A 12,603-nucleotide genomic window follows, 5' to 3' on the forward strand; every position below is an offset into this window, starting at 1 on the left:
ATGCGTGAGCCCGGGCGCGCGATCAAGGCCATTCTGTTCCAGCTCCATTCCATCGCGGGTCTCGTGCTTGCGCTGCTGCTTGCCGTGATCGCGCTGACGGGGGCGGCCATGAGCTTTGAGGATGAGATCGTCGATTATCTGAACACCGACATCATGCGGGTGGCGCCGCGCACGGCGCCGGTGTTGATGCCGGATGAGCTGGTTGCACGCCTGAAGACCGCGCAGGACGTTGGCCAGGTTTCCGCCGTCACGCTATCGAGCGACCCGTCCGCGGCGGTGCGCCTCCGCTTCGCCCGCGGCGAGCAGGGCGCGCGCCCGTCCTCGCTCTATGTCGATCCCTACGACGCCCGCGTGCTCGGCACGCCGCGCGGCGAGGAATTTTTCGCGACCGTTCGCAAGCTGCATCGCTGGCTGCTGATACCCGGCGATGCCAAGGGCTGGGGACGCCAGATCACCGGCGTCGCCGCGCTCGGCCTGATCGTCATGCTCGTCTCCGGCCTCGTGCTGCGCTGGCCGCGCCGCGCCAGCAGCGCGAAGATGTGGCTGAAGCCGAATCTCGCGCTCCGCGGCCGTGGTCTGCACCGCTCGCTGCACGCGGTCATCGGCACCTGGGTCCTGCCGGTCTATCTGGTGATGACGCTGACCGGGCTCTGGTACTCGTTCGACTGGTACAAGGACGGCGTCGTCTGGCTGCTGTCGCGTCCGCAAATTGCGCCAGCGAAGATGCAGCCCAAGATGCCTGCAAAGGCGCCGCGCGCGGCTGGCCGTGCGGAGCCCGCTCAGCCGATCGGCTTCGATCGCGCGTGGTCGACCTTCCTGCACGATGAGGGTGGCCGCTTCTCCAGGGCGCTGCTGACGTTGCCCGCCGGTCCCGGCACCGCGATACGGATCCGGTCGTGGGGGAAGGACTCCACGCTCGATACCACCCGCGACGAATTCCGTGTCGATGCCGTCACGGGTCAGCTGGTTTCCGCAGAACGCTATGCCGACAAGACGCTCGGCGAGAAGATCATCGCAAACCTGCTCGACATCCACCGCGGCGCGTTTTTGGGCTGGCCCGGCAAGCTCGCCTTCATGATCGCCGCAGCGCTGATGCCGCTGTTCGCGGTCACCGGCACCCTGCTCTATCTGTCGCGCCGGCGATTGCGCCGTCCCGCGCAGCCACCGCTCGGGCGGCTCGTGCCGGGCGAGTGACCGCGTCGGCGGGCCGCTCAGCGGTCACCAAATAGCTCACCGCGGGTCGTGACAACGAAGCGCGTTGGCGCGGCGGGCAAGAAGCACTTGTCTGAGGTTTCGCGAAATGGTTCGATTGGCAAGGTGCACCCTAGAGTCGTGGTGATCTGATGGCGTTATCCGAACGAGACGAAATCGAAGAGACCGCACTGCCTGCTGTACTTGTCAGACGCAGTGACCTGCCCGTGCCACTCTCGGACACGGCGCGGAGTTTCTTCGGCGGGCTTCCCAGGCTGCCTCCGCAGTTCGAGTGGCCGACGGCGGAGGTCAGAGCGAACGAAACGTTAGAGACCGTCGCGCTCACCTTCGTTGCCCAGATCGACCTGGCCGAAGTGCCGGGCTCCGGTTGGTCGCCGCTGCCGAACCGAGGCACGCTCTATTTCTTCTGCAGCTCCGTGTTTGTTGGCGAAGGACATCCGCCTTGCCGCGTTCTCTATAGTGCCGCTGGTGGTGACGCGTATCCCGACCGCGCGCCACCGCCAGATCTGATGCCGCTGGCGGGAACTGATGGTGATGCCCAGGTCAAATGGCTCGATCCGACTCTCGATTTTCATTCCAAGGTCGAATTCAAGTATCCACTTTCCTTCCAGGTGTTCCGCGACTTCTATTTCCGAGAGGACGCTATCGGAGGTGAGCTCATGATCGCAGAATTATGCAAGGTGTTGGGCCCAGGTGAGCCGACGGGCGTTGATTTGCTCCAATTCAGAAGCGCGTCTGAATATGAGAAAGACGAGCATTGGCCCTTCAACTGGCTCCTGATTACCTATGTGGTTCGGTCGGTACTATCTCACGTAATGCGCGATCTGACACCCCGATCATCCTACAAGCCGTTCAACGACGAGGCAGTCGCGGAATTGAAGCGCCTTCGCGCCGGCGCAATCGGGTGGCTTGAGCGTTGTCGGGCGCTGACTCCAATGGATGATGTGGATGCGGACACAAGCGCGACCTTTCGGGCTTGGTGGATCGACGTCGTGCAGACCTATGAGAAGATGCGCGAATACGTCTACACCTATACGTCCACAATCGCGACGGACCTCGGCCATGCCATCGATCACACGATCCGATCCATGGCGGAGCAGGATGTCGATGCTCTCGACGACGTTCCTGTCAACTATCTTACGAATCTCGCGCGTCGGAATCATTGGAAGACGCCGACCGCCCAAGATGGGAAACACCGTCATTTTCGCACTGCCCTGCATCAGATGCTGGGGTACGGCAGTGGCCCGCAAGATGCGACCGAGGAGCACTTGGAGGATATATTATTGCTCCAGATACAAGGTGATCTCGCGTTTCTTGACTGGCACTCCAACATCGGATGCGCGCTTCATTTCTGGATCGACCGCGATGCTCTCGATCGGCTCGACTTTGCGAATGTCGTCGCCACATACGAATGCGACTGAAGCGAGGGCTGCGCCGCGGACTTGCGGTTATGTCAAGCGCGTTCGCGCGTAGGAACCTCCACCTCGATCTTGCTATGTCTGATAAAGCCTGCCGACTTGATCTTGCTTGGCATGGCTAGCCAATGCCGCCACAATGGTTCAAAAGCTCATGGCCATTTGTTCAGAGTTCATGCCATGAAGCTCCCGACCGTCACCCACGCCGATATCCGCCGCGCACTGCTGTTGCGCGAGGAGGTCGCGCTGCTCGACCTCAGATACGAGGCCGCGTTCGCCGCCGGCCATCCGCTGTTCGCCGCCAATATGGCGCTGGACCGGATCGCGATCGAAGCCGAGGTGAGGCTGCCGCGCAAGGACGTGCCGGTCGTGCTCTATGATGACGGGGAGGGGCTGGTCGCGGCCGGCGCCGAACGCCTTGCAGCCCTCGGCTACACCAACATTAGGGCGCTCGACGGCGGGCTCAAGGCCTGGCGCGCGGCGGGCTACGAGGTGTTCGAGGACGTCAATTCCTATTCGAAGGCCTTCGGCGAGCTGGTCGAGGCGCGCCGCCACACGCCCTCGCTCAGCGCCGACGAGGTCGCCAAGCTGATTGCGGACAAAGCCAACATCGCCATTCTCGATGTCCGCCGCTTCGACGAATATGCGACGATGAACATCCCCGGCTCGGTCAGCGTGCCCGGCGCGGAGCTGGTGCTGCGCGCCGGCCGCGCGGCGCCCGATCCCGACACCACCATCATCGTCAATTGCGCCGGGCGCACGCGCTCGATCATCGGCACGCAATCGCTGATCAATGCCGGCGTGCCCAACAAGGTGCGGGCGCTGCGCAACGGCACGATCGGCTGGACGCTGGCACGGCGCGAACTCGATCACGGTGCCGACCGGCGCGGCGCCATCGGGCCGTTCGATGGCGGTCCGGCCAATGCGCGCGACGTCGCCTATCGCGCCGGCGTCCGCCATATCGGGGCGGGCGAGATGTCGGCGCTGCTCGCGCAAAGTGATCGCACGCTCTATCGCTTCGACGTGCGCGACGCGGAGGAATATGCCGCCGGCCATCTCCCCGGCTTCCGCCATTATCCCGGCGGCCAGCTGGTCCAGGAAACCGACATGGCCGCGCCGGTCCGCGGTGCGCGCATCCTCCTCACCGACGACAAAGGCGTTCGCGCCGACATGACGGCATCCTGGCTCGCGCAGATGGGGTGGGAGGTCTACGTGTTGGATGGGGGCTATGACGGCGCGCTAGAGGTCGGCCCGCCGCTTGTGCTGCCGAAGCCCGATCCGGCGCATCGCTATCGACGTCCCTATGAAGGTACCGACGTCGCCGAAGGGGCGATGCAGGCCTACCTCGATTGGGAATATGGCCTCGTCGAGCAGCTCCGCCGTGATGCGACACACGGGTTCTACGTGATTTGAGGTCGAGTGGCCGCGTTTCCTGCCACGGGCATTAATCTCTCACCGTCACCCTGAGGTGGCCGCTTCTTCAGCGGCCCTCGAAGGGCGACGCCCCGGCTGCATCTCGGTCGTTCATCCTTCGAGGCTCCCCACGCGGCGCTTCGCGTCGCATGGCTCGCATCCTCGGATGACGGGTCTGGTACACTAAGCTTACCTGCCGCCCCGCCATCTTCTCCCCATATCCGAACCCTATTGTGCTGCATCTCGTCCGCGGTCTATGAGCTGCGGGCAAAGCCGCCATCTATGGAGACACCATGCCAGCCCCAGGCCAAAGCCCCGAGCGAAGCGCGAAGGCGCTGCTGCTGGAAGGCGTCAATGACAGCGCCGTCGACCTGTTCAGGAGTGCCGGCTTCACCAATGTCGAGCGGCTGACCAAGGCGCTGGACGGCGAGGCGCTGCGCCAGGCGCTGAAGGGAGTGTCGCTGCTCGGCATCCGCTCGCGCACCCAGATCACCGATCACGTGCTCGAAGCCGCCGACCAGCTTCTCGCGGTCGGCTGTTTCAGCGTCGGCACCAACCAGGTCGATCTGCTCGCCGCGCGCAAGCGCGGCATTCCCGTATTCAACGCGCCGTTCTCCAACACCCGCAGTGTCGCCGAGCTCGTGATCGGCGAGATCGTGATGCTGCTGCGGCGGATTTTTCCGCGCTCGGTATCGGCCCATGACGGCGGCTGGGACAAGTCGGCGACCGGCAGCCGCGAGGTGCGCGGCCGCACCCTCGGCATCATCGGCTACGGCAATATCGGCTCGCAGCTCTCGACGTTGGCGGAGGCCATCGGCATGCGGGTGATCTATTTCGATCGCACCGACAAGCTTCGTCATGGCAACACCGAGCCGGTCGAGAAGCTGGGCGAGCTGTTGGCGCAGAGCGACGTGGTCAGCCTGCACGTGCCGGAGACGCCGGAGACCGCCGGCATGATCGGCGAGAAGGAGCTGCGGGCGATGAAGCCGGGCTCGTTCCTGATCAACAACAGCCGCGGCACCGTGGTCGATCTCGAGGCGCTTGCGGCTTGTTTGCGCGATGGCCACATCGCGGGCGCCGCCATCGACGTGTTTCCGGTCGAGCCCTCGTCGAATTCCGATCGCTTCAAGAGCCCGGTGCAGGGCCTCGGCAACGTCATCCTCACCCCGCATATCGGCGGCTCGACCGAGGAGGCGCAGGAGCGGATCGGCGGCGAGGTGGCGCGCAAGCTGGTCGACTACTTCATCACCGGCTCGACCATGGGTGCGGTGAATTTCCCGGAGGTGCAGCTGCATCTGCGCCCCTCCGGCGCGCGCTTCAGCCACGTCCATCGCAACATTCCGGGCATGCTGCGGCGACTGAACGAGGTCTTCCTCCAGCGCGACATCAACATCGCCGCGCAATATCTGGAGACCGCCGGCGACCTCGGCTACGTCGTGCTCGACGCCGACCTCGGCGGCCAGGATTCGGCCGCGCTGCTTGCGCAGATTAGCGGCCTCGAGGGCACGGTGGGCGCGCGGCTGGTGTTCGAGCACTAGAGCGCTTGTTGACGGCCGGCAGGAGGTCGCATTCAATGCGGCTTCCAGTCGGATTGAACGAGAACAGATAAAGTCGGGGGAAACGATGGCGCGTATGCGTGTGAAGCTGTGTGCGTTGCTCCTGGGCTCGGCGGCTGTAGTGGCCGCAAGTGCCGCATCGGCGGTGACCCTGGCGGAGGATGCAGACACCGTCTGCAAGGGTCTCGTCGGTAGCGTGGATGCCGTAAAAATCGACTCCGCGGTGCTGCAAGCGCCGTCGCAACTGGCTATTGCGGAGCGCGGACCGACACCGTCGGGACGCGTCATCCCGGCCAATCCCGCCTTCTGCAAGGTGCTCGGTCACATCGATCCTGTCGATCCCAAGGCGCCGCCGATCAGATTCCAGGTCAACCTTCCCGTCGAGTGGAACGGGCGTTCAGTGCAATATGGCGGCGGCGGCTTCAACGGCGTGCTGATCACGGGGCTAGGGCTGCCGCCGGCCTATCCCTTCGACAAGCCGTCGCCGCTGGGGCGCGGCTTCGTCACCTACGGCACCGATTCCGGTCATGAGACCAGGCAAGGCGAACCGCCGCAGGTATTTGCGCTCAACGACGAGGCCTTCGAGAATTTCGCCCATCGCGCCTACAAAAAGGTGCGCGATGTCGCCGTCACGCTGATGGAGAGCGCCTACGGCAAGAAACCCGAGAAGATGTATTTCATGGGTTCGTCCGAAGGCGGCCGCGAGGGCCTGACCATGGCGCAGCGCTATCCCGACGATTTCGACGGCATTTTCGCCCGCGTGCCCGTGATCAACTGGGTCGGTTTGCAGCATGCCGGCACCAGCTCGGGTCTCGTGACCATGGGCGACGGCTGGATCAATCCGGCGCAGGTGAAGCTCGTCGGCGACGCGGTGCGGGCCGCTTGCGACAAGGCCGACGGCTCCGATGACGCGCTGGTGCAAAATCCCGTCGCCTGCAAGGCGGCGTTCAAGGCGGAGAGCTTGCGTTGCTCCGGCGGCAAGGCGGGCGATCAGTGCCTCACCGATGCGCAGATCAAGGCGATCGACACGCTGCATGCGACCTACAAATTCCCCTTCGCGCTCGCCAACGATCTCGACGACTATCCGGGCTGGGGCGTCTCGGGCGAGGACACGCCGTCGGTCGGGCCGACCGGCGGCTGGGTCGCGTGGTGGCTCGGCACCGCGCCGCCGGCGCAGCCGCCTGCGCCGAACAATGGCATCGCCTGGATCTACGGCGCCGGTGGCATTCAATATGTGTTCGCGCGCGATCCCAAGCTCGACGTCACCACCTACAAGGTGGAGGAGCACAAGGCCCGGCTGCTCGAGGTCTCCAGGCTGATGGATTCGACCGACCCCGATCTCAGCCGCTTCCGCGCCCGCGGCGGCCGGCTGATCATGCTCGAGCACATGGCCGACTATGCGCAGAGCCCCTATGCCGGCATCCGCTATTTCGAAAGCGTCGAGCGCAAGCTTGGCAAGGCGGAGACGGCCGAGTTCGCGCGGCTCTACACCGCGCCGGGCGTCGACCATGTCGGCTCCGGCGCGCCGGCCAATGTCGACATGCTGAGCGCGCTGGTCGATTGGGTCGAGAAGGGCAAGGCGCCCGGCGATCTCGAAGTCACCGAGCAGAAGGTCGAGGCGCCATCATTCGCGACCCTGCGCGCGCTGCCGCTGTGCCGCTGGCCGGCCTGGCCGCATTACAAGACGGGTGCGGTGACGGAGGCGTCGAGCTTTACTTGCGCGCCGTGAGGCGAATGCGATGGACCGTGATGGCGGCGGATTTTACCTCGCCGCCATTGCCTGTGCGCCTCCCAGCAACTGCGCATTCAGCCGACCGCCGGAGAACAGCATGTCGTCGAGCGCCTCGTCGATATCGGCGGAAACGATGGAGTTGCCGCCGTCGCGGGCGAGGCTCGCCTGCGCCAGCCGTCGCATCAATTCCTTGATGAAGGCGCAACTTGTGCCCTCACTGCGTCGGGCCGCCTCGGCGACAACCGCGTCGTGGAGCGGCAGTCCTTTGCCGTAGAGCCGGACCAGCTTGCCGCGGCCGGTCTCATCGGGGAGCGGCACCTCGATGGCCTGATCGATACGGCCGGGGCGCCCAGCGAGAGCACCTTCGAGGTCCTCCGGCCGGTTGGTGGTCAGGACGAACAGGATGTCTGCATCCTCCTTCAGCCCGTCCATCTCGTTGAGCAGCTTGTTCAACATGGATTCCTCACAGGGTCCCATGTCATCGCGGTCGCGGGCGATGAGATCGACGTCCTCGATCACCACCATCGATGGCTGGAGCAGCCGTGCCAGGCTCATATAGGCGCCGAGCAGGCCAATTTGCTCGGCGGTGATGATCAATGTCGTATGTCCAGGCAAATGTGTTGCGAGATAGCGGATCGTGTGGGTCTTGCCGGTGCCCGGTGGGCCGTAAAGCAAGATGCCCTTGCGCGTCGACTGTTGCAGTCCGCGCAACTGGTCGCGGATGCCGACGAAATTCAGCACATTGCGATCGAGCAGCCGCAATGTCGGCTCGGGCAGGATCACGTCGTCACGCGCAACCGACGGCAACCGATGCACGGTGATGCCGCGCGAGCGACCGCGATAGTCGGCATCGGCATCGAGCGAGAGAATCTTGCCGCGATAGGTACGTGCGGCCTGCACCGCCTGCTCCAATTCGACGAAGCATTGCTGGACGAGCGCCGCGCCTGCGGCGCCCGAGGGCACGATGATCTCGATCCGGATGCCCGGCTCGCGGCTATATTCGCGATGCGCGCAGAGCAGGACCGCGTAAGGAACATTATTTTGCTCGCACAGCCATAATCCATTATCGAGGCATTTGACCGGACTGCTTTCGCCGACTTCAAGATCGGAATATTGCAGCGGGGCAAGCGCCAGCGCATAGCGGCCTTCGCGGAGAAGTCGTGAAATCGAGAGCGTTTCGTAACGCTGTTCTTCATCGAGCCCGAAAAGCCGGATTGCATTGCCGAACAGTCGATCCACAGCGGCCTGAACATCCGCCCGCATGTGACCGGGAAACTGACGAATCGTCGTCACGAGCTTGCTGCGCGGGACATCAGTAAAGTGCCAATCCAGCACGTCGCAGGCATATTCGAACTCTTGTTCCCGTTCATCCGCCCGGGTCTCCGCCGCGCGATTGCAATCGCTGCACAGCCAGATGGTGCGGCTCCCGATCCGCACGCTCACCTGCCCATCGGGCTTGTCGCAAAGCTCGCAAGGTGTCCTGATGGCCTCGATCGTGATCTGCAGGTCGTGGCCCTCGATCGAAATGCGCTGTTGTGCCAGTTTCAACAAGGCGTCGGCGACGGCTTGCGGATAGGGCCCGCACGACGTTTTTTCTTTCCGCTCGATCTCCCTCGTCAGCGCGACCGCCTCACGCTCCGTCTTGCCGAAAACCTGACGGAGCAGATCGATCACGAATTCGCCCGGCGTGTCGTCGTCATTGTGAATCACGAGCTGGGCCGGCTGGTCGTCGCGACGCATACTGTCCATCACCAAATCTCCGCAACAATCTATGATTGAATAGAACAAATAAGGAACATAGAATGCGGCCGCCGTCAAGCGAGACGACAGCGTCAAATTGCCGATTTAAGCGAACGCTAATGTGAAGATCGGCCTGGCAGCCGCCATTTTGACAATCCGATCCCGCCCGGCTATATATTTCGTATGCGAAATAACTTGGCCGCCGCGAAGCATCATCGGCTGATCTACCTGTTGAACGTCGCGCAGCGGCGGTTGCAGCGGTGGATGGCGGCCCGGCCGGACAACGATGTGACGCCGGCGCAGGCCGGACTCCTGTTCATCCTCGGCAAGCAGGACGGCGTCCTGATGGGCGAGGCGGGCGCTGCGCTCGATCTCGGGCCGGCCGGCATTTCCGGCCTGGTCGATCGCACGGCGGCGGCAAAGCTGGTCGAGCGGCGGGCCGACCGTGACGATGGACGCGCCTGGCGCATCTGGCTGACGCCGAAGGGTCGTACCGCGCTGGCGCAGGCCAAAGCGGGAGCCGCTGAAGTCAACGCGGCGCTGACGGAAGGATTTACCAGCGCGGAGATCGACGTCGTCGCGCGCTGGCTGACGAGCATTCAGGACAAATTTCCCAAGGACAAGTTTCCAACGGATCCAGAACAATAGCAGGAGCACACCCATGACCGAGCACGTCCGCATCGAGAACAATGCTGGAATTCTCACCCTCTCGCTGGCACGTCCCGACAAGAAGAACGCGCTGACGGATGCGATGTACGGCAAGCTCGCCGACAGCATCGAATCCGCGGAATTCGATCCGTCCGTCCGCGTGGTCCTGATCCGTGGCGAGGGCGACATGTTCACCGCCGGCAACGACGTCGGCGAGTTCGCCGCGGTCGCATCGGGAAAGTCCGAAGGCAGCCGCAACGTCGTGCGCTTCATCCAGTCGCTGGCGCGTTGCACCCGGCCGCTGGTTGCCGCCGTTCAGGGCCGCGCCGTCGGCGTCGGCACCACGATGCTGCTGCACTGCGACCTCATCGTGCTCGCCGACAATGCGCAACTGTCGACTCCCTTCGTCAGCTTAGCGCTGGTGCCGGAAGCCGCCTCCAGCCTGCTGATGCCGGCCCGCATCGGCCATGCCCGCGCCTACGAGATGTTCGCGCTGGGCGAGACCGTGCCGGCCAAGGCCGCACTGGAATGGGGCCTCGCGAGCCGCGTGGTGCCGCTCGACAAGCTCGATGCCGAGGCGCTCGCGCTCGCCCAGCGTCTTGCCCGCCAGCCGGCCGGCGCGCTCATCGCCACCAAACGGCTGATGCGCAATGGCGAAGCTTTGGTCGCGCAGATGCAGGCGGAGGGCGAGCAGTTCGCGCAGCGCCTGCGCACCGCCGAGGCGCGCGAGGCCTTCACGGCGTTTGCCGAGCGCCGTCCGCCGGACTTTACGAAGGTTGCATGACGGCGCCGCCGCCCGGCAAATCGGGAACTGCCGGCAACTTGATTAAAACTTAACCGAACATTGGCATGTTGCACGGCAAGGTGGCCGCTTGAAAAAGTGGGCCTCCGAGCGCGACCATGCTTAAGAAATCGGTAAGTACGATTCTCCTGGTGCTGATGGCCCTGCTGGCCGCCGGTGCGCTGACGAGCACGGCGATCCAGATGCTCGGGGCCTTCGGCCGCCATCGCGACAGTCTCGATACCGAGCGGCTCGCCGCCGCCGACAAGGCGATCTTTCAGGGCGTGTTGTCCCTGCGCAGCAATCGCGGTGACGCCCAGAGCGCGCTGCTCGGCGAAGATGATCCGCGCGCAAAGCTGGGCGCCGCCGAGAAGGCCGAGCAGGCGGGCTATGAGGCTATCGTCGCGGCGGTCTCGACGGTGGAGTTTGCCCGCCGGGACGAGCTCGCAAACACGCTGAAGCAACGCTGGAGCGAGGCCGCGCCGAAGTTTCAGCTGTTCTACGATGAAGCCAAGCAGCCGCGTGCGGAGCGCAAGCTGGAGCGCACCGCGGCCTGGTACGATGCCGTCACCAAGGTGATCGACACCGCGAACCTTGCATCCACCGCGGTGTCGAACCGCGCCTGGATGGATGATCCCTTCATCGCCCGCATGATCCAGGTTCGCCGTCTCGCCTGGCAGGTGCGCGACCGCTACGGCATCCAGTGCTCGACCTTGCGTCCGCATGTCAACGCCAGCAAGCCGCTCGACGAGACCCTGAAGCAGACCGTCGCGAGCTGGAACGGCTCCATCGGCTCCGGCTGGACCGGGATGGACGAACTGCTAGCCGCGCCCGACGTGACGGCGGACCTGGTCACCGCAGCGAAGGACGCACGAGCCAAGACCGACGGTGTGCTCAAGCAGATCGGAGAGCTTACCAAGAACTTCGACGGCAGCGGCCGCCCCGCGATGCCCGCCTCGGAGTGGAACGCGCTGTGCCAGTCGCCCTTCGCGTTCATCGTTGCGGTCGCGAACAAGGCGCTGGATCAGTCGATCGCGCGTGCGGAGACCGTTCAGGCGAAGGCGCTCACCAACCTCGTGGTGCAGTCGCTCGCGTTCCTGCTCGCGCTCGCCGTGACCCTGGCCGGTGTGTATGTAATACGCAATCGCCTCATGCGCCCGGTGCGCGCCATCCTGGACGCCATCGCGCGGATCGGTGCGCGCGACTATGCGACACCCGTGCCGCAATCCAGGCATCCCGATGAGTTCGGCACCATGGCGGCCGCGCTCGAAAGCCTGCGCGAGAGTGCGGCGACCGCCGAGCGCCTGGGCCTGGAACGCGAATCGCAGCAAGCCTTGCAACTCGCCCGCTCCGGGACTGTCGATGCGGCATGCCGCGGTTTTGACGACACGGTGCAGTCGGTCCTCCAGAGCGTCGTGGCATCGACGAAGGAGCTCGATGCCACCGCCACCGGCGTGCGCTCGCTGGTTTCGGAATCGAGCAGCCAGACTGCCGCGGTCTCCTCCGCCGCCGAACAGGCCACCAACAATCTCGAAACCATCGCGGCGGCGACCGAGGAACTCTCTGCCTCCGTCGGCGAGATCTCCGCGCAGGTGCAGTCGAGCGCGCGCGAGGCGCGCGAAGCCGTGGCGCAGGCCGAGCAGACCAACGCGACGGTCGAGATTCTCGATCAGACCGCAAATCGCATCGGCGAGGTCGTGAAGATGATCAACGCCATTGCCGGCCAGACTAACCTCCTGGCGCTCAACGCCACCATCGAGGCCGCGCGTGCCGGCGAGGCCGGCCGCGGTTTCGCCGTGGTCGCCGGCGAGGTCAAGAGTCTCGCGGCGCAGACGGCGACGGCGACGGAAGAGATTTCGCGCCAGGTCGAGGAGATCCAGGGTGCGACGGGCCAGGCCGTCGCCGCCATCCGCGCGATTGGCGGCGCCATCGGCGGCATCGACGAGAAGATGACGGCGATTGCGGCGGCCGTCGAGGAGCAGCGCGCCGCCACCACCGAGATCTCGCGCAACTTCCAGCAGGCAGCGCAGGGAACCCGCGAGGTCACAGACACCATCGGCAGCGTCGCCAAGCTCAATCAGGAGACCGGCAACGCCGGCACGGTGC

The 12,603-nt window shown here is 64.8% G+C and carries 9 protein-coding genes; 8 read left to right on the forward strand and 1 reads right to left on the reverse strand.

All coding sequences use genetic code 11. The features are described from left to right. The 5 genes from GWG65_RS30075 (at nt 1) to GWG65_RS30095 (ending at nt 7,325) form a co-directional block, all read left to right on the forward strand. On the forward strand, nt 1–1,194 hold the full coding sequence (locus GWG65_RS30075; RefSeq protein ID WP_275199118.1) for a PepSY-associated TM helix domain-containing protein: 1,194 nt from the start codon (nt 1–3) through the stop codon (nt 1,192–1,194). A gap of 149 nt (nt 1,195–1,343) precedes the next feature. Beyond that, complete coding sequence (locus GWG65_RS30080; RefSeq protein WP_275199119.1) at nt 1,344–2,633, forward strand: DUF1963 domain-containing protein; 1,290 nt, start codon at nt 1,344–1,346, stop codon at nt 2,631–2,633. Nucleotides 2,634–2,807: 174 nt separating this feature from the next. Continuing rightward, the gene (locus tag GWG65_RS30085; protein ID WP_275199120.1) at nt 2,808–4,040 is read left to right on the forward strand and encodes a rhodanese-like domain-containing protein; all 1,233 of its coding nucleotides are present in this window, start codon (nt 2,808–2,810) and stop codon (nt 4,038–4,040) included. A gap of 293 nt (nt 4,041–4,333) precedes the next feature. Then, entirely contained in the window at nt 4,334–5,578 is a 1,245-nt protein-coding gene (gene serA / locus GWG65_RS30090) for a phosphoglycerate dehydrogenase (RefSeq protein WP_275199121.1), read from the forward strand. Between the two features lie 85 nt (nt 5,579–5,663). After that, nucleotides 5,664–7,325, forward strand: coding sequence for a tannase/feruloyl esterase family alpha/beta hydrolase (locus GWG65_RS30095; RefSeq protein WP_275199122.1), 1,662 nt, complete (start codon nt 5,664–5,666; stop codon nt 7,323–7,325). A 33-nt stretch (nt 7,326–7,358) separates the two neighbouring features. Here the strand turns inward: GWG65_RS30095 and GWG65_RS30100 are convergent, their stop codons facing one another. Beyond that, the gene (locus GWG65_RS30100; protein ID WP_275199123.1) at nt 7,359–9,077 is read right to left on the reverse strand and encodes an ATP-dependent Clp protease adaptor ClpS; all 1,719 of its coding nucleotides are present in this window, start codon (nt 9,075–9,077) and stop codon (nt 7,359–7,361) included. Between the two features lie 174 nt (nt 9,078–9,251). Between GWG65_RS30100 and GWG65_RS30105 the strand changes: the two genes are divergently transcribed. From GWG65_RS30105 to GWG65_RS30115, 3 genes are all read left to right on the forward strand, one after another. After that, on the forward strand, nt 9,252–9,716 hold the full coding sequence (locus GWG65_RS30105; protein WP_275199124.1) for a MarR family winged helix-turn-helix transcriptional regulator: 465 nt from the start codon (nt 9,252–9,254) through the stop codon (nt 9,714–9,716). Between the two features lie 13 nt (nt 9,717–9,729). Then, nucleotides 9,730–10,500, forward strand: a complete 771-nt coding sequence (locus GWG65_RS30110) for an enoyl-CoA hydratase (RefSeq protein ID WP_275199125.1) — start codon at nt 9,730–9,732, stop codon at nt 10,498–10,500. A gap of 116 nt (nt 10,501–10,616) precedes the next feature. Next, nucleotides 10,617–12,603 (forward strand): methyl-accepting chemotaxis protein (locus GWG65_RS30115; RefSeq protein ID WP_275199126.1); only part of this gene is annotated, 1,987 nt, incomplete at its 3' end.

Source organism: Bradyrhizobium sp. CSA207, assembly GCF_029051685.1.
Lineage (GTDB): Bacteria > Pseudomonadota > Alphaproteobacteria > Rhizobiales > Xanthobacteraceae > Bradyrhizobium.